The organism is Azohydromonas lata NBRC 102462, assembly GCF_001571085.1.
Lineage (GTDB): Bacteria > Pseudomonadota > Gammaproteobacteria > Burkholderiales > Burkholderiaceae_C > Azohydromonas > Azohydromonas lata.
On record NZ_BCTC01000009.1, the window covers coordinates 84,651 to 101,862 of the forward strand.

Annotated in this window: 13 protein-coding genes; 1 reads left to right on the forward strand and 12 read right to left on the reverse strand. The window is 68.3% G+C overall.

What is annotated here, in order from left to right:
* Positions 1 to 261: 261 nt before the first annotated feature.
* The 10 genes from ALA01S_RS05580 to scpA form a co-directional block, all read right to left on the reverse strand.
* Positions 262 to 1,494, reverse strand: a complete 1,233-nt coding sequence (locus tag ALA01S_RS05580) for a cytochrome P450 (protein ID WP_066333216.1) — start codon at positions 1,492 to 1,494, stop codon at positions 262 to 264.
* Positions 1,491 to 2,540, reverse strand: a complete 1,050-nt coding sequence (gene bioB, locus ALA01S_RS05585; protein WP_066333218.1) for a biotin synthase BioB — start codon at positions 2,538 to 2,540, stop codon at positions 1,491 to 1,493. Before bioB ends, ALA01S_RS05580 begins: the two co-directional genes overlap by 4 nt.
* 56 nt (positions 2,541 to 2,596) lie before the next feature.
* Positions 2,597 to 3,349 carry a dethiobiotin synthase gene (gene bioD, locus ALA01S_RS05590; protein WP_066333222.1) on the reverse strand — a complete coding sequence of 251 codons (753 nt, stop codon included), beginning with the start codon at positions 3,347 to 3,349 and terminating at the stop codon, positions 2,597 to 2,599.
* Positions 3,346 to 4,554, reverse strand: coding sequence for an 8-amino-7-oxononanoate synthase (bioF, locus tag ALA01S_RS05595; protein WP_066333225.1), 1,209 nt, complete (start codon positions 4,552 to 4,554; stop codon positions 3,346 to 3,348). The genes bioD and bioF overlap by 4 nt, the downstream gene beginning before the upstream one ends.
* The gene (gene bioA / locus ALA01S_RS05600; protein WP_084267251.1) at positions 4,520 to 5,920 is read right to left on the reverse strand and encodes an adenosylmethionine--8-amino-7-oxononanoate transaminase; all 1,401 of its coding nucleotides are present in this window, start codon (positions 5,918 to 5,920) and stop codon (positions 4,520 to 4,522) included. The genes bioF and bioA overlap by 35 nt, the downstream gene beginning before the upstream one ends.
* Before the next feature lie 210 nt (positions 5,921 to 6,130).
* Positions 6,131 to 6,604: a VOC family protein gene (locus ALA01S_RS05605; RefSeq protein ID WP_218011430.1), complete on the reverse strand. Its 474-nt coding sequence runs from the start codon at positions 6,602 to 6,604 to the stop codon at positions 6,131 to 6,133.
* Positions 6,604 to 8,631: an acetyl-CoA carboxylase biotin carboxylase subunit gene (gene accC, locus ALA01S_RS05610; protein ID WP_066333236.1), complete on the reverse strand. Its 2,028-nt coding sequence runs from the start codon at positions 8,629 to 8,631 to the stop codon at positions 6,604 to 6,606. The genes ALA01S_RS05605 and accC overlap by 1 nt, the downstream gene beginning before the upstream one ends.
* A gap of 25 nt (positions 8,632 to 8,656) precedes the next feature.
* Entirely contained in the window at positions 8,657 to 10,189 is a 1,533-nt protein-coding gene (locus ALA01S_RS05615; protein WP_066333239.1) for an acyl-CoA carboxylase subunit beta, read from the reverse strand.
* 43 nt (positions 10,190 to 10,232) lie between these two features.
* Entirely contained in the window at positions 10,233 to 11,243 is a 1,011-nt protein-coding gene (gene meaB / locus ALA01S_RS05620) for a methylmalonyl Co-A mutase-associated GTPase MeaB (RefSeq protein WP_066333242.1), read from the reverse strand.
* A gap of 137 nt (positions 11,244 to 11,380) precedes the next feature.
* Positions 11,381 to 13,555: a methylmalonyl-CoA mutase gene (gene scpA / locus ALA01S_RS05625; protein ID WP_066333245.1), complete on the reverse strand. Its 2,175-nt coding sequence runs from the start codon at positions 13,553 to 13,555 to the stop codon at positions 11,381 to 11,383.
* Between the two features lie 117 nt (positions 13,556 to 13,672).
* Here scpA and ALA01S_RS05630 point away from each other — a divergent pair, with 117 nt between their 5' ends.
* On the forward strand, positions 13,673 to 14,332 hold the full coding sequence (locus tag ALA01S_RS05630) for a GntR family transcriptional regulator (protein WP_066333247.1): 660 nt from the start codon (positions 13,673 to 13,675) through the stop codon (positions 14,330 to 14,332).
* A gap of 27 nt (positions 14,333 to 14,359) precedes the next feature.
* Here ALA01S_RS05630 and arsA read toward each other — a convergent pair whose 3' ends face one another.
* Both arsA and ALA01S_RS34375 read right to left on the reverse strand, forming a co-directional pair.
* Positions 14,360 to 16,153 (reverse strand): arsenical pump-driving ATPase, encoded by a 1,794-nt coding sequence (gene arsA, locus ALA01S_RS05635; protein WP_066333249.1) that lies wholly within the window; start codon positions 16,151 to 16,153, stop codon positions 14,360 to 14,362.
* 700 nt (positions 16,154 to 16,853) lie between these two features.
* On the reverse strand, positions 16,854 to 17,212 hold a 359-nt coding region (locus ALA01S_RS34375; protein WP_218011431.1), incomplete at its 5' end, for a hypothetical protein.

The following is a 17,212-nucleotide window of genomic DNA, read 5'->3' on the forward strand; positions in this document are numbered from 1 at the left end:
TGCGTTCAAGAACGGATATTGGTTGCTAATTTATAAGAGCAAATATTGTACCTGAAGGTTTTATTGATAATATTTGCTGCTTTCAATGATAAGCGTTTTGAACGAAAGTCATTGATCATATTCGGCTCTAGAAACCCAGGCAGGGTTTGTGGTGGCTTGTGGGTATATTTTGTGGTGCAGGCAAAAATCCACAAAAAAGGCCGCTTGTTGCGGCCTTTTCTTCGTCCATGGGATGGATGAGATAAGGGCGGTGCCTGGGGCTCACCCCGCCACCGGCAATCTCACAAACCCCCGGTACAACGGACTCTGCGTCCTCACTGAAACCCCATTCAATTTCAGCCCCGGCCGCCTCTTCAAAAGCGCTCCGAGCACCGTCTGGGTTTCGAGCTGGGTCAGTGAAGCGCCCAGGCACACATGCGGCCCGGTGCCGAACGACAGCGCGCCCGGGTTGGCGCGGGCCACGTCCAGCAGCTCCGGCATCTCATGCCGCGCCGGGTCGCGGTTGGCGGCGCCGATCATGGCCAGCACCAGCTCGCCCCGCTGGAGCCGCTGCCCGTGCAGCGTGAAGTCCGCCATCACGCGCCGGCCGCTCCATTGCACCGGGGTGTCGTGGCGCAGCAGCTCGCGCACGGCGTTGGGCAGCAGCTCCGGCTGCTCGCACAGGCGTTCCCATTGGGCGCGGTGCGTCAGCAGCGCGTGCACGGCGTTGCCCAGCAGGTGGCGGGTGGTCTCGTAGCCGGCGAACAGCAGCATGGCGCACTGCGCCAGCAGCTCGGCGCCGTCCTCCACCTGGCCGTCGGCCTGGGCGGCGAGCAGCAGGCTCACCAGGTCGTCGCCCGGGTGCTGGCGGCGCGCGGGCAGCAGCTCGCGTTCGAAGTAGCCGGCCAGCGCCACCACGCTGCGCTGCGCGGCGCGCACCTGCGCCTGCGTCGGGTTCACCGCGCCCAGGAAGGCGGCGATGTCCTCGCTCCAGGCCGTGAAGTCGGCGTAGATGGCGCTGTCCACGTCCATGAGCTTGGCGATCACGCGCGCGGGCAGCGGGCGGGCGATGGCCTCCATGAAGTCGAACTCGTCGCCCGCCTCGTCCAGCAGCTCGTCGATGAGCGCCTGCGTCACGGGCTTGAGCGCCTGGATGCGGTCCGGCCGGAAGGCCGGCTGCAGCACCTTGCGCAGCCGCGTGTGGTCCGGCGCGTCCAGGAAGGGCAGGCAGCGCGTGAACAGCCGCTGCATGGGCGTGAGCTCGTCGCGGCCCTGCGGCTCGGCCGCGCGCATCACCCAGCCGCCCGTGCGGCGGGCCGACAGGCGCGGGTCGCGCAGGGCGGATTCCACGTCCGCGTGGCGCGTGAGCAGCCAGGCGCCGCCGAAGAATTCATTGCTCCACAGCAGCGCTCCCGCCTCGCGCAGCCGCGCGTAGGCGGGATAGGGGTCCTGCTGCAGGAACTCCAGGTCGACGAAGGGCGCCACCGCCTCGCGCGGCGCCAGCAAGGCACTCATTTGGCGACCGCGGCGGACACGTCCACGTGCGCCTGCACCTCGGGGCGCTGGCCCTGGGGTTTGAGTTGCAGGCGCTGGAACAGCTTCCGGTCCTTCTCGGCCTGCGGGTTGGCCGTGGTCAGCAGCCGCTCGCCGTAGAAGATGGAGTTGGCGCCGGCCATGAAGCACAGGGCCTGCAGCGCCTCGTCCATGTCCTCGCGGCCGGCCGAGAGGCGGACCATGGTGGTGGGCATGGTGATGCGCGCCACGGCGATGGTGCGGACGAACTCGAACGGGTCCAGCGGCTCGCTGCCGGCCAGCGGCGTGCCCGGCACGGGCACCAGGTTGTTGATGGGCACGGACTCGGGGTAGGGCTCCAGGTTGGCCAGCTCGGCGATCATCCCGGCGCGCTGCTCGCGCGTCTCGCCCATGCCCACGATGCCGCCGCAGCACACGTTGATGCCGGCGTCGCGCACGTTGGAGAGGGTGTCCAGCCGGTCCTGGTAGGTGCGCGTGTGGATGATGTTGTTGTAGTTGTCCGGCGAGGTGTCGAGGTTGTGGTTGTAGTAGTCGAGGCCGGCGTCCTTGAGCTGCGTCGCCTGCTCCTTGTCCAGCATGCCCAGCGTCATGCAGGTCTCCAGGCCCAGGCTGCGCACGCCGCGCACCATCTCGGTCACGCGCTCCATGTCGCGCTCCTTGGGGCTGCGCCACGCCGCGCCCATGCAGAAGCGCGAGGCACCCTGGTCCTTGGCGGCCTGGGCCGCGCCCAGCACCTCGGAGATGGACATGAGCTTGGACGCCTCCACGCCCGTGTCGAAGTGCGCCGACTGCGGGCAGTAGCCGCAGTCCTCGGCGCAGCCGCCGGTCTTGATGCTCAGCAGCGTGGAGAGCTGCACCTCGCTGGGGTCGAAGTGCTCGCGGTGCACCTGCTGGGCCTTGAACATCAGCGCCATGAAGGGCAGGTCGTACAGGGCCTGCACGTCCGCCACCGACCAGCGGCCCGGCTTCTTTTCAACGGGAGCCGTGCGGCGCAGGGATTCGACGGAGATGGTGGCGACGGTGCTCATGGCTTCGTTACTGCTTTCCGGAGGTGTTCGGAGGTGTTCCGACAAAGGGTCGATTGTCACTCCAGGCCGAAAAGGGCCTGCAGCGCGGTGCCGTCCAGGTGCTGGGCAACGGCGGCGGGTTGGGGTTTGGTCAAGAAAGGGACGACACCCAGGCAGGGCGACTGGTAACGGCGGTCCAGCTCATGGCGCAGCGTCTGCACGTTGCGCTGCAGGTGTGGCATGTCCGGATCGATCACGTTGGCCACCCAGCCGGCCAGGCCCAGCCGGCGCTGGTGCAAACCGTCGGCGGTGAGGATGGCGTGGTTCAGGCAGCCCAGCCGCAGGCCCACCACCAGCACCACCGGCAGGTGCAGCGCGCCCATGAGCTGGGTGCTGTCCCAGTCGGCGCCCAAGGGGATCACCAGGCCGCCGGCGCCCTCCACCACGAGGTAGTCCACGTGCTGGGCCACGGCCTGCGCGCCGCGCAGCAGCGCGACGCGGTCGATGGCCACGCCGTCGATCTCGGCGGCGATGTGCGGGGCGCAGGCCGTCTTGAGCTGGCAGGGGCCGATGAGCGAGGCGGGCAGCGGCACGCTGCCGGCGCGGCGCAGCGCCTCCACGTCCTCGTTGAACAGCCGCCCGTCCGGGCCCGCGTCCAGGCCGGACGCCACGGGCTTGTAGCCGGCCGCCTTGTGGCCGCGCGCCGTCAACCAGTGCAGCAGCGCGGCGCTGACGTGGGACTTGCCCACGCCCGTGTCCGTGCCCGTGACGAAGCAGCCGCGCAGGCCGCCGGCGCCGGCGTTGGTGGTATTGGCAATGTCCACGCTCATGCCGGTTCTCCCATGGCCTGGGCCAGCGCCAGCAGCAGCCGCTGCACCTGCGCCGGCGTGTGCGCGGCGCTGAGCGTGATGCGCAGCCGCGCCGTGCCTTGCGGCACCGTGGGCGGGCGCATGGCGGGCACGTAAATGCCTTGCTGGCGCAGCGTGGCGGACAGGCGCAGGGCCGTCTCGTTGTCGCCCACGATGAGCGGCTGGATGGCCGTGGCGCTCTCGCCCAGCGTCCACCCCGGCTGCGCGGCCAGCAGCGCCCGCAAGCCGGTGCGCAGTTGCTCGATCAGCCCAAGCAGCCGCGCGCGGCGGGCGCGCCCTTCCGGGCTTTCGATCAGCTTGAGGCTGGCCAGGATGGTGTGCGCCACCGCCGGCGGCATGGCCGTGGTGTAGATGAAGCTGCGGGCCTTCTGGATCAGCCATTCGATGATGGCCGGGTGCGCCGCCACGAAGGCGCCGGACACGCCCGCCGCCTTGCCCAGCGTGCCCATGCAGATCAGCCGCTCGCTGTGCAGCTTGAAATGCTCCAGCGCGCCGTGGCCGTGCTCGCCCAGCACGCCCAGGCCGTGGGCGTCGTCCAGGATCAGCCAGGCGTCGTGCGCCTCGGCCAGCTTCAGGAGCGCCGGCAGGTCGGCGATGTCGCCGTCCATGCTGAAGACGGCGTCCGTCACGATGAGCTTGAGCGGCGTCGTGCACGCGGCGAGCTGCTGCGCCAGCACGTCCAGCCGGCCGTGGGCGTAGCGCTTCACCTCGGCGTCGGCCAGCCGCGCGCCGTCGATGAGCGAGGCGTGGTTGAGCTTGTCGCAAAAGAGCGTGGCGCTGCCGTCGCCCAGCGCCGTGGTCAGCGCCAGGTTGGCCATGTAGCCGCTGCACATCAGCAGCGCGCGGGCGTGCGGGATGTGTGGCGCGAACCAGCGGGCGACGAGGTCTTCCACCTGCGCGTGCGGCCGCATGTGGCCGCTGACCAGGTGCGAGGCGCCGCTGCCGGTGCCCCACAGCCGCGCGCCCTCGGCCATGGCCTGCGCCAGGGCGCCGTGGTGGGCCAGGCCCAGGTAGTCGTTGCTGCAGAAGGCCAGCAGCGCCTGGCCGCCATGCTCGCCCTCGAAGGCTTGCAGCGGATCGCAGGGCGATTCGGCCACGCGCAGGCGGCGGCGCAGCGCCGCGGCGTCCAGCTCAAGCAGTTGGCGGTTGATGTGTGCGATCAGCATCGGGTTGGTCCAGCACGTCCTGCAGCGTGGCCATCACCTGTTGCGCCAGCCAGGGCGACAGGGTTTCGTCCAGCACGTAAGGCGGCATGAGGTACACCGTGCGGCCTATGGGGCGGATCAGCAGCTCGCGTTGCCGCCCCGCCAGATGGAAACGCTCGGCGAAGTTGCCGCCGGCGTGTTCGGCCTTCACGTCGAAGGCCCAGATCATGCCGCAGCGCCGGGGGTGTTCCACCCGGGGGTCGTTCTGCCACAAGGGTTGAAGCGAGGCGGTGAGCACCTCGGCCTGCGCGGCGTTGCGCGCCAGCACGTCGTCCTGCTCGAAGCGGTCCAGCACCGCCAGCGCGGCGCGGCAGGCCAGGGCGTTGCCGGTGTAGGAGTGGGAGTGCAGGAAGCCGCGGGCCACGTCCTCGTCCAGGAAGGCGGCGTAGACCTCGTCCGTGCTCAGCACCAGCGACAGCGGCAGGAAGCCGCCGCTGATGCCCTTGGACAGCGTGATGAAGTCCGGCCACGCCGCCCGGCGGTCGGCGTCCGAGGTGCCCACCGGCAGCGCCTGTTCCGAGGCGAAGAAGCTGCCCGTGCGCCCGCAGCCCACGGCGATCTCGTCGGCGATGAGGTGCACGTTGAAGCGCGTGCACAGCGCGCGCAGCGCCTTCAGGTACGACACGTCGTGCATCGCCATGCCCGCGGCGCCCTGCACCAGCGGCTCGACGATGAGGGCGGCGATGCGGCCGGCGCGCGCCTGGAACAGCGCCTGCACCTCCGCCGCGGCGCGCGCGGCCACGTCGGCCGCCGTCTCGCCCGCGCGGGCCTGGCGCGCGTCCGGCGAGCCGACCTGGTGCGCGCGCAGCAGCAGCGGGTCGTAGGCGTCGCGGAACACCTTCACGTCCGTCACGGCCAGCGCGCCCAGCGTCTCGCCGTGGTAGCCCTGCCTGACGCAGACGAACTCCTGCTTGTCCGCGAGCCCGCGGTTGCGCCAAGCGTGAAAGCTCATCTTCAGCGCGATCTCGACGGCCGAGGCGCCGTCGCTGGCGAAGAAGGCATGGCCCAGCGCGCCGCCGGTGCGCGCGGCAAGGCGCTCGGCCAGCTCCACGGCCGGCGCGTGCGTGCACCCGGCCAGCATCACGTGCGGCAGGGTGTCGAGCTGGTCCTTGAGGGCCGCGGCGATGCGCGCATCGGCGTGGCCGAAGAGGTTGACCCACCAACTGCTCAGCGCGTCGAAGTAGCGCTTGCCTTCGGCGTCGAACAGCCACGGCCCCTGGCCGCGCACCATGGGCAGCGGGGGCACGGCCGCGGCGCGCTGCATCTGCGTACAGGGGTGCCAGAGGCTGGCCAGGCTGCGGCGCTGCCACTCGGCGTTGGTGCTCATGGGGGTGCTTCCGGTTGGGGAGACAAAGGCCGATTTTCGCAGCCGGCGCCAGGGCGCTTGCCTGGCTTGCAGGAGGCCCGTTTGCGAGCCGAACGGCGGAGGCCGTGGGGGATTCGGCCCGCAAGCGGGCCTCCTACAAGCGTTGGCAAGCTGTTCGTCCAGCCCAAGCCGGGCTGGAACAAAAGTCCGCCGCGGCCGCCCCGGCCGCCGTCAGCCCAGCGCGGCGACCACGTCCGGCGGGGCCTGGACCAGCTCGATCAGCACGCCTTCGCCGCCCACGGGGAACTCCTCGTTGCCCTTGGGATGGATGAAGCAGATGTCGTAGCCCGCCGCACCCTTGCGGATGCCGCCCGGGGCGAAGCGCACGCCGTTGGCCGCCATCCATTCCACGGCCTTGGGCAGGTCGTCCACCCACAGGCCCACGTGGTTCAGCGGCGTGGCGTGCACGGCCGGCTTCTTCTCGGGGTCCAGCGGCTGCATCAGGTCCACCTCGACGGCGGTCGGGCCTTGCCCCAAGGCGCAGATGTCCTCGTCCACGTTCTCACGCTCGGAGACGAAGGTGCTTTTCACCTGCAGCCCCAGCATGTCCACCCACAGCGACTTCAGCTTGCCTTTGTCGGGCCCGCCGATGGCGATCTGCTGGATGCCGAGAATCCTGAACGGCTTGGAAGTCACGGCAGTCATCACTTGAACCTCAGGATGGGCTGGTCCACGGCCAGGCTCTCGCCCTTGCTGGCCATCACGGCGTCCACCACGCCGTCCTGCGCGGCCACGAGGATGTTCTCCATCTTCATGGCCTCGATGACGGCCAGGCGCTCGCCGGCCTGCACGGGCTGCCCGGGCTGCACCAGCAGGTCCGCCAGCAGGCCCGGCATGGGCGACAGCAGGAACTTGGAGGTGTCGGGCGGCGCCTTGTAGGGCATGAGCTTGGCCAGCTCGGCGCTGCGCGGCGACAGCACCATGGCCTCGATCACCAGGCCGTTGTGCGCCACGCGCAGCCACACGCCCTTGCGCTCGATCTGCGCCGTGAAGGGCGTGCCGTTGCAGGCGCCGCTGGCGCGGATGGAGCCGATGCGCCAGTCCTTCTCCAGCTCGTAGCGCTTGCCTTCCACCGTGACGGCCAGCACGCCGTTGGGTTTCACCGTCACGCTGCGGTGCTGGTTCTGGCCTTGCGGGCCCTTGACGATGACGGTGAACTCCTCGCCGATGCCCACGCTCATGCCCTTGAGCTGGCCGCTGATGCCGGCCGAGCGCTCCAGGAAGCGGCGGTTGGCCGCGGCGGCCAGGGCCACCAGGAAGTCCGGGTCCTCGTGCGGCACGTCCGAGGCGTTGAAGCCCTTGGGATAGTGCTCGGCAATGAAGCCGGTGTTGAAGTCGCCCGCGACGAACTGCGGGTGCGCCAGCAGCGCTGACTGGAAGGGGATGTTGCTGGAGATGCCGCGGATCACGAAGCCGTTGAGCGCCTCGCGCATCTTCTGGATGGCGTCCAGCCGGTCCTTCCCGTGCACGATGAGCTTGGCGATCATCGAGTCGTAGAACATCGGGATCTCGCCACCCTCCTGCACGCCGGTGTCCACGCGCACGCCGCCGCCTGCCACGCCGGGCTGGGAGGCTTCCAGGTTCTGCCACGGCGGCTGGAAGCGCACCAGGCGGCCCGTGGAGGGCAGGAAGTTGCGGAAGGGGTCTTCCGCGTTGATGCGGCACTCGATGGCCCAGCCGTCGCGCTTGACGTCGGCCTGCCCGAAGGCCAGCGGCTCGCCCGCGGCCACGCGGATCATCTGCTCCACCAGGTCCAGGCCGGTGATGCACTCCGTCACCGGGTGCTCCACCTGCAGCCGGGTGTTCATCTCCAGGAAGTAGAAGGACTGGTCCTTGCCGACCACGAACTCCACCGTGCCCGCGCTCTGGTACTTCACGGCCTTGGCCAGGGCCACGGCCTGCTCGCCCATGGCGCGGCGGGTCTCGTCGGAGATGAAGGGCGAGGGCGCTTCCTCGATCACCTTCTGGTGGCGGCGCTGGATGGAGCACTCGCGCTCGTTGAGGTAGACCACGTTGCCGTGCGCGTCACCGAGGATCTGGATCTCGATGTGGCGCGGCTCCTCCACGAACTTCTCGATGAAGACGCGGTCGTCGCCGAAGCTGTTGCGGGCCTCGTTGCGGCAGGAGGAGAAGCCCTCGAAGGCTTCCTTGTCGTTGAAGGCCACGCGCAGGCCCTTGCCGCCGCCGCCGGCGCTGGCCTTGATCATCACCGGGTAGCCGATGTCCTTGGCGATGGACACGGCCTGCTCGGGCGTCTCGATGGCGTCGTTCCAGCCGGGGATGGTGTTGACCTGGGCTTCCTTGGCCAGCTTCTTGGAGGCGATCTTGTCGCCCATGGCCGCGATGGAGTAGTGCTTTGGGCCGATGAAGGCGATGCCTTCCTCTTCCACGCGGCGGGCGAAGTCCTCGTTTTCCGACAGGAAGCCGTAGCCCGGGTGCACGGCTTCGGCGCCGGTGCGCTTGCACGCGGCGATGATCTTGTCGGCCACCAGGTAGGACTCGCGCGACGGGGCCGGGCCCAGCAGCACGGCCTCGTCGGCCAGCTCCACGTGCAGCGCGTCCTTGTCGGCCTCGGAGTACACCGCCACCGTGGCGATGCCCATCTTCTTGGCCGCCTTGATGACGCGGCAGGCGATCTCGCCGCGGTTGGCGATCAGGATTTTCTTGAACATGACGTCTTATCTCCTCGGGGCCTGATCACAGCGGGATGTTGCCGTGCTTGCGCCACGGGTTCTCAAGCTGCTTGTCCTTGAGCATCACCAGCGAGCGGCAAATGCGCTTGCGCGTCTCGTGGGGCTGGATCACGTCGTCGATGAAGCCGCGCGCGCCGGCCACGAAGGGGTTGGCGAAGCGGGCCTTGTACTCGGCTTCCTTGGCCGCGAGCTTTTCGGGGTCGCCCTTCTCCTCGCGGAAGATGATCTCCACCGCGCCCTTGGCACCCATCACCGCGATCTCGGCGTTGGGCCAGGCAAAGTTGACGTCGCCGCGCAGGTGCTTGGAGCTCATCACGTCGTAGGCGCCGCCGTAGGCCTTGCGGGTGATGACGGTGATCTTGGGCACCGTGCACTCGGCGTAGGCGTAGAGCAGCTTGGCGCCGTGCTTGATGATGCCGCCGTACTCCTGGGCCGTGCCGGGCATGAAGCCGGGCACGTCCACGAAGGTCACCACGGGGATGTTGAAGGCGTCGCAGAAGCGCACGAAGCGCGCGGCCTTGATGGAGCTCTTGATGTCCAGGCAGCCGGCCAGCACCAGCGGGTTGTTGGCGACGATGCCCACGCTTTGCCCATCCATGCGCGCGAAGCCCACCACGATGTTGGCGGCGTAGTCGGGCTGCAGCTCGAAGAAGTCGCCGTCGTCAACCACCTTGGAGATCAGCTCCTTGATGTCGTAGGGCTTGTTGGGGTTGTCCGGCACCAGGGTGTCGAGCGAGTAGTCCAGGCGCTGCGCCGGATCGCCCGACGGGCGCACCGGGGGCTTTTCCTTGTTGTTCAGGGGCAGGTAGTTGAAGAAACGGCGAAGCATCAGGATGGCTTCGACGTCGTTCTCGAACGCCAGGTCGCACACGCCGCTCTTGCTGGTGTGGGCCGAGGCGCCGCCCAGCTCTTCAGCCGTGACCTCTTCGTGCGTCACGGTCTTCACCACCTCGGGCCCGGTGACGAACATGTACGAGCTGTCCTTCACCATGAAGATGAAGTCGGTCATGGCGGGCGAGTACACGGCGCCGCCGGCGCAGGGGCCCATGATCAGGCTGATCTGCGGGATGACGCCGGAGGCCATCACGTTGCGCTGGAACACATCGGCGTAGCCGCCCAGGGAGGCCACGCCTTCCTGGATGCGGGCGCCGCCGGAGTCGTTGAGGCCGATCACGGGCGCGCCGACCTTCATGGCTTGGTCCATGATCTTGCAGATCTTCTCGGCGTGGGCCTCGGAGAGCGCGCCGCCGAACACGGTGAAGTCCTGGCTGAACACGAACACCAGGCGGCCGTTGATCATGCCGTAGCCGGTGACCACGCCGTCGCCGGGGATCTTGTTGTCCGCCATGCCGAAGTCGACGCAGCGGTGCTCCACGAACATGTCCCACTCTTCGAACGTGCCCTCGTCGAACAGCATCTCGATGCGCTCGCGCGCCGTGAGCTTGCCCTTGGAGTGCTGGGCGTCGATGCGCCGCTGCCCGCCGCCCAGGCGTGCCTTGGCGCGCTTGTCTTCGAGCATCTGCTGGATGTCGTGCATGGGTACCTCTCCTCGTACTTCGGTCTGATTCGGCCGGGTTGATTCAGTTGAACAGTTCCAGCAGCCGGCGCGCGGCCACCGAGGCGGCGACCTCGCCGCTGCGCACCTGTTGCGAGAGCACCGGCAGCGCGGCCTGCACGGCCGGGTGCTGACGGAAACGTTGCTTCAGGCCGGCGTCTATGCGTTCCCACATCCACGCCTGGTCCTGGTCGTTGCGGCGCGCCGCGAAGCGGCCGTTGGCCGCCTGCAGCTCGCGGTAGCGGGCGACCGCCGCCCAGAACTCCGGCAGCCCCTGCGCCTTGAGCGCCGAGAGCTGCAGCACCTGCGGCTGCCACAAGGCTTGGTCGTGCGCCGCGTGGTGCGGGTCGCCATGCTGGCCAAAGAGCCGCAAGGCGCTGGTGATCTGCGCGCGCGCCCGCGTGGCGGCGTTGGCGTCCAGGTCGGCCTTGTTGATCACCACCAGGTCGGCCAGCTCCATCACGCCCTTCTTGATGGCTTGCAGGTCGTCGCCGGCATTGGGCAGTTGCAGCAGGACGAACATGTCCGTCATGTTGGCCACGGCCGTCTCGCTCTGGCCCACGCCCACGGTCTCGACGATGACGATGTCGTAGCCCGCGGCTTCGCACACCAGCAGCGACTCGCGCGTCTTCTCCGCCACGCCGCCCAGCGTGCCGCTGGAAGGGGAGGGCCGGATGTAGGCGCGCTCGTCCATGGACAGCTGCTCCATGCGCGTCTTGTCGCCCAGGATGGAGCCGCCGGAGACGCTGGAGGACGGGTCCACGGCCAGCACCGCCACGCGGTGCCCCTGCTCGATGAGGAACAGCCCAAGCGCCTCGATGAAGGTGCTCTTGCCCACGCCCGGCACGCCGGAGATGCCCAGGCGCAGCGAGCGCCCGCTGTGCGCGAGCAACTGGTTGAGCAGCTCGTCGGCGCGCACGCGGTGGTCCGCGCGCGTCGATTCGAGCAGCGTGATGGTCTTGGCGATGGCGCGGCGCTGCGCAGGGCCCGGGTTGCCGAGGATGGCCTCGGCCAGGGCCTGGTCGGACAGGCTCATGTACTGCTGCGGCTGTGCGGTTGCGTTGGTGAAGGGTGCGGCCTCCGGGAGGACGAGTCCTCCCGGGGCCGCGGTGCATCCCGGGGTGGCGGGCTTGCTTTTATGAACGGTGGTGAAGGGACTGGGCGGGGCTGGGCTCAGGCGGCAGCGGGGGCCTGGAGGCCGGTGGCGGCGCGGATCTGCTCCAGCACGTCCTTGGCGCTGGCCGGAATCGGCGTGCCCGGGCCGTACACGCCCTTGACGCCGGCATCGAACAGGAAGCCGTAGTCCTGCTGCGGGATCACGCCGCCGACGAAGACGATGATGTCGTCCGCGCCCTGCTTCCTGAGCTCGGCAATGATGGCCGGCACCAGCGTCTTGTGGCCGGCGGCCAGCGTGGAGATGCCCACGGCGTGCACGTCGTTTTCGATGGCCTGGCGGGCGCACTCTTCCGGCGTCTGGAAGAGGGGCCCCATGTCCACGTCGAAGCCCAGGTCGGCGAAGGCGGTGGCCACCACCTTGGCGCCGCGGTCGTGGCCGTCCTGGCCCAGCTTGGCGATCATCACGCGCGGGCGCCGGCCGGCTTCCTGCGCAAAGGCGTCGATCTCGCCGCGCAGCTTGTCCCAGCCCTCGGCGCTGTCGTAGGCCGCGGCGTACACGCCGGTGACCTTCTGGATGTCGGCGCGGTGGCGGCCGAACACCACTTCCAGCGCGTCGCTGACCTCGCCCACGGTGGCGCGCAGCCGGATGGCCTCGATGGCCAGGCCCAGGAGGTTGCCGCTGTTGTTGCGCGCGGCTTCAGTGAGGGCATCAAGAGCCGCCTGCACCTTCTGGCCCTCTCGCGTGGCCTTGATGCTTTGCAGCCGCGCGATCTGGGCCTCGCGCACCTTGACGTTGTCCACCTCCAGAATTTCGACCGGGTCTTCCTTGGCCAGCTTGTACTTGTTGACGCCGACGATCACGTCGCGGCCGGAGTCGATGCGCGCCTGCTTCTCCGCGGCGCTGGCCTCGATCTTGAGCTTGGCCCAGCCGCTGTCCACGGCCTTGGTCATGCCGCCCATGGCCTCGACCTCCTCGATGATGGCCCAGGCCTTGTCCGCCATTTCCTGCGTGAGCTTCTCCATCATGTAGGAGCCGGCCCACGGGTCCACCACGCTGGTGATGTGGGTCTCTTCCTGGATGATGAGCTGCGTGTTGCGGGCGATGCGCGAGGAGAACTCGGTGGGCAGCGCGATGGCCTCGTCCAGCGAGTTGGTGTGCAGGCTCTGCGTGCCGCCGAACACCGCGGCCATGGCCTCGATCGTGGTGCGGACGACGTTGTTGTACGGGTCCTGCTCGGTGAGGCTCCAGCCGGAGGTCTGGCAGTGGGTGCGCAGCATCAGGCTCTTGGGCTTCTTGGCGTTGAAGCCCTTCATGATCCGGCACCACAAGAGGCGCGCGGCGCGCATCTTGGCGATCTCCAGGTAGAAATTCATGCCGATCGCCCAGAAGAAGGAGAGGCGCCCGGCGAACTCGTCCACGTCCAGGCCCTTGGCCATGGCGGTCTTCACATACTCCTTGCCGTCGGCCAGCGTGAAGGCCAGCTCCAGCGCCTGGTTGGCGCCGGCTTCCTGCATGTGGTAGCCGGAGATCGAGATCGAGTTGAACTTCGGCATGTTCTTGGCCGTGTACTCGATGATGTCGCCGATGATCCGCATGCTGGGCTCAGGCGGATAGATGTAGGTGTTGCGGACCATGAACTCCTTGAGGATGTCGTTCTGTATGGTCCCGGAGAGCTTGTCCTGCGGCACGCCCTGTTCCTCGGCCGCCACCACGTAGCCGGCGAGCACGGGCAGCACGGCGCCGTTCATGGTCATGGAGACGCTGACCTTGTCCAGCGGGATGCCGTCGAACAGGATCTTCATGTCCTCGACCGAGTCGATGGCCACGCCGGCCTTGCCCACGTCGCCGGTCACGCGCGGATGGTCGCTGTCGTAACCACGGTGCGTGGCCAGGTCGAACGCCACCGACACGCCCTGGCCGCCCGCGGCCAGCGCCTTGCGATAGAAGGCGTTGGACTCTTCCGCCGTCGAGAAGCCCGCGTACTGCCGGATGGTCCAGGGCCGCACCGCGTACATCGTGGCCTGCGGGCCGCGGATGAAGGGCTCGAAGCCCGGCAGCGTGTCGGTGAACTTCAGCCCTTCCAGGTCGGCCGACGTGTACAGCGGCTTGACGGCGATGCCGTCGGGCGTGTTCCACGTCAGCGACGACACGTCGCCACCCGGCGCCGACTTGGCGGCGGCCTGGGCCCATTGCTGCAGCGAGGCGGAATTGAACTCGGGGGCGGACGACATGGGGGTGCTTCCTCAAAGGGCAGGTTCTGACTTGCCATCCATCATACAAGATGCATAATTCAAAATACAACTTAAGCGTTCGACATGTCTGCCACTGCCACCAACTCTGCTGTATCGATGGCTGCCCCGGCCAAAGCCGTGGGCGCGCCGCTTGGGGCACGCCCGCTGTACCAGGAGGTGGCCGAGCGGCTGCGCGAGCAGATCTTCAACCGGGAGCTGGAGCCCGGGAGCTGGATCGACGAGCAGAAGCTCACGTCGGCGCTGGGCATCAGCCGCACGCCGCTGCGCGAGGCGCTGAAGGTGCTGGCCGTGGAAGGGCTGGTGACGATGAAGCTGCGCCGCGGCGCCTACGTGACGGAGATGTCCACGCAGGACGTGTCGCAGGTCTATCACCTGCTGGCCGTGCTGGAGAGCGACGCCGCGGGCGAGGTGGCGCGCAAGGCGACCGACCCGGAGCTGGCCGAGCTGGCCAAGCTGCACGAGCAGCTGGAGGCGCAGGAGGCGCAGCGCGATGCCTTCTTCCGCACCAACGAGGAGTTCCATGCGCGGCTGCTGCACATCGCGGGCAACCGCTGGCGCAACCAGATCGTGAATGACCTGCGCAAGGTGATGAAGCTCAACCGCCACCACTCGCTGTTCCGCCAGGGGCGCGTGGCCGAGTCGCTGGGCGAGCACCGCGCGCTGGTGCAGGCGCTGCTGGCGCGGGATGCGGACAAGGCGCAGGCGCTCATGCGGGCGCATTTCGAGAATGGGCTGGCGGCGGCGTCGGGGGGGTGAGGCCGCCGCTCACCCGGTCTTGATGGGCTACCGGGCGGCCGGCGCGTCCTCTGCATCCAGCCCCTCCAGCGCCCGCACCCCAATGGGCGGCTGCGCGCACCACGGCACCACGTAAGTCCGCCGCGCCAGCCCGTCGGCCACGCGCCGCAGTTGCACCCGCTCCCCGGCGATGCGCCCGGCCAGCACGGGCGAGGTCGTCCCCGCGGGGGCCAGGCTGCGGTTGACCACCCAGGCAAAGGGCGTGATGCGGGCGCGCTGTAAATCCTCCTGCAGCGCGGCGGCTTCCGATACCGGCGTGGTCTCGGGCAGCGTCACCAGCACGATGCGGGTGTAGTCCGCGTCCTGCAGCCGCATCAGCGGCGTCACCACGCGGGCGCCGGTGCTGCCTTCGAAGTCGCGCAGCATCTGCCGGTGGTAGGCGCCGGTGGCGTCCATGAGCAGCAGGGTGTGGCCCGTGGGCGCGGTGTCCAGGATGACGAAGGCGCCGCGCGCCTCCGACACGATGCGCGAGAAGGCGTGGAACACCGCCACCTCCTCGGTGCAGGGCGAGCGCAGGTCTTCCAGCATCAGGGCGCGCGCGGCCTCGTCCAGGTCGCGGCCCTTGGTGGCCATCACCTTGTCGATGTAGCGCTGCGTCTCCGCGTGCGGGTCGATGCGGTCCACGCGCAGGCCCGGCACGCTGGCGCCTTCCAGCGTCGCGGCCAGGTGGGCGGCAGGGTCGGTGGTGGAGAGGTGCACCGACTTGCCCCGGCGCGCCAGGGCCACGGCCAGCGCGGCGGCGATGGTCGTCTTGCCCACGCCGCCCTTGCCCATGACCATCACCAGCGCATGCGGCTGGCGCGCCAGCTCGTCGGCCAGCGCGTGCAGCGGCTGCACGCCCGGCACGCCGTCCGAGGCGGGCGCGGCCGGCGGCGCGGGCGGCGCGCCGTCGCTGAGCAGCGCGCGCAGCGCCGGCAATCCCACCATGTCGAAGCCGCGCAGCGGCACGTGGCTGATGGGCAGCGGCGCCAGCGCCGGGGGCATGGCTTGCAGGGCGGCGTGCTGCTGTGCCTGCAGCGCGGCGGCCACCGCGTCGCCCGGCGCCGCCTCGGTGAACACGCCGTTGACGACGAGCCACTGGTTCGCCAGGCCCAGCGCCAGCAGCTCCTCGCGGGTGCGCGCGGCTTCGCGCAGCGCGGGCGCGTCCGGCCGCGTCACCAGCACCACGCGCGTGCGCGCGGCGTCGCCCAGCGCCTGCATGGCTTCGCGAAAGCGCGCCTCCTGCATCTTCAGCCCCGAGTGCGGGCCGAGGCAGGACGCGCCGCGGTCGTTGCCTTCCAGGAAGCCGGTCCAGGCCTTGGGCAGGCTCAGCAGCCGCAGCGTGTGGCCGGTGGGTGCGGTGTCGAAGACGACGTGGTCGAAGCCGTGCGCATCGCCCGCGAGCAGGCCGACGAACTCGTCGAAGGCCGCGATCTCGGTGGTGCAGGCGCCGGAGAGCTGCTCGCGCACCTGGCCGCGCTCGGCCTCGGTGCTGCCGGGGGCCATCTGCGCGAGCACGCGTTGCCGGTAAGCCTCGGCCGCGGCTTCCGGGGCGATGTTCATGGCCTGCAGCCCCGGCGCCCCGGCCACGTCCCGCGGCTGGCGTCCCAGCGGCGTGGCGAGCATCTCGTCCAGGTTGGAGGCCGGGTCGGTGCTCACCAGCAGCACGCGCCGGCCCGCGTCCACCAGGCGCAGCGCACACGCGCAGGCCAGCGAGGTTTTGCCTACGCCGCCCTTGCCGGTGAAGAAGAGGTGGCGCGGGGCGTTGGTGAGCAGATCGTCCAGGGGGCGTTGCGTGGGCATGAGAGTCCTCCGGGGGTGTGCGTTGGTTACGGTGCGCTGCAAAGCGATCCGCTGGAACGCAGAGTCAGATGAATACCTACAAGCATGAAGGAGCACCGGACCATGCGCAGCCAAAGATTGCGCCGGCCATAACCAGTGGTGGTAGCACGGCAACGTAAGCTGCGGCCAATACACACGCCAAAAGTTTCCGAAATGCTGGTTGGATTGCAAAATTCGGTGCCGAGACTAAAACCAAAGTGACAGTCAGAAACGGCAACGCAACTGCCCCCATAACTCCGAGCGAATAGCTAACTGAGCGATGTAAATCTTCGCTCACCCAAGGCAAATCAATTAGAGCGACTGTTGTTAGACCAGACACCAAACAAACAACAGCCGAGAGTTTCGGCAACAGACCGTGAGCCAGCGCATGGACTCGCATTGCAAATATCAACACCACTAGTAAACCCGCCGCACATGGCAATGCAACGATGTAGTTCCACCCAAACGCGACCATGTTTAACGTGCAAGTGCAGCGGCCGGAAGAAGCGCAGCTTTTTCCGGCCCGCTGGAAAGCAGGGTTGGGATTAAGCCTGAAAGCATTTTGCTGCTTGGTCCAGGCAAGCCAAAGAGGCCACCCAGCCTTGCCCCGATTTTCATGGCGCCGTTCCCTGCAATGACGGGTTAATTTTCATCGAAAAGGCATTCATGCCGACCATACCTGCTAAAAACATGAAAGCGGTACAAAGACCTCAGTGATTGAGGCGTGAGTACCAAGCAGTGCCAGAGCCACAATGGATGCGAAGTGCCACCGACGACACTGCGCACCTTGTTGGACAAGAGTTTGCTGAGGAAGTGATACAAAAAGACCCTGCAAAATATAGAAAGTCACTGCGGACTCATGGAGTTCGGAGTTTTCATGCCAGCGATGCCATTTGGAAATATCGGCCCACACGGCTGCCTCACTAGAGCGAAGTGCTTGTGCGAAACGCTGCTGACGAAAGCCCGCTCGCGATGCTGCGGCAGTGAAGGCCGCAAAGAGAATTAGTGAAAGCAACTCTGTTATGTTGCACATGGGAGCTA

Bases quoted from the DNA above. Each gene is read 5' to 3' on its own strand.
- ALA01S_RS05580 (WP_066333216.1), bottom strand. From the start codon at position 1,494: ATGAGTGCCTTGCTGGCGCCGCGCGAGGCGGTGGCGCCCTTCGTCGAC.
- arsA (WP_066333249.1), bottom strand. From the start codon at position 16,153: ATGCCCACGCAACGCCCCCTGGACGATCTGCTCACCAACGCCCCGCGC.
- meaB (WP_066333242.1), bottom strand. From the start codon at position 11,243: ATGAGCCTGTCCGACCAGGCCCTGGCCGAGGCCATCCTCGGCAACCCG.
- scpA (WP_066333245.1), bottom strand. From the start codon at position 13,555: ATGTCGTCCGCCCCCGAGTTCAATTCCGCCTCGCTGCAGCAATGGGCC.
- bioB (WP_066333218.1), bottom strand. From the start codon at position 2,540: ATGAGCACCGTCGCCACCATCTCCGTCGAATCCCTGCGCCGCACGGCT.
- bioD (WP_066333222.1), bottom strand. From the start codon at position 3,349: ATGAGCGTGGACATTGCCAATACCACCAACGCCGGCGCCGGCGGCCTG.
- ALA01S_RS05605 (WP_218011430.1), bottom strand. From the start codon at position 6,604: ATGACTGCCGTGACTTCCAAGCCGTTCAGGATTCTCGGCATCCAGCAG.
- ALA01S_RS05615 (WP_066333239.1), bottom strand. From the start codon at position 10,189: ATGCACGACATCCAGCAGATGCTCGAAGACAAGCGCGCCAAGGCACGC.
- accC (WP_066333236.1), bottom strand. From the start codon at position 8,631: ATGTTCAAGAAAATCCTGATCGCCAACCGCGGCGAGATCGCCTGCCGC.
- ALA01S_RS05630 (WP_066333247.1), top strand. From the start codon at position 13,673: ATGGCTGCCCCGGCCAAAGCCGTGGGCGCGCCGCTTGGGGCACGCCCG.
- bioF (WP_066333225.1), bottom strand. From the start codon at position 4,554: ATGCTGATCGCACACATCAACCGCCAACTGCTTGAGCTGGACGCCGCG.
- bioA (WP_084267251.1), bottom strand. From the start codon at position 5,920: ATGAGCACCAACGCCGAGTGGCAGCGCCGCAGCCTGGCCAGCCTCTGG.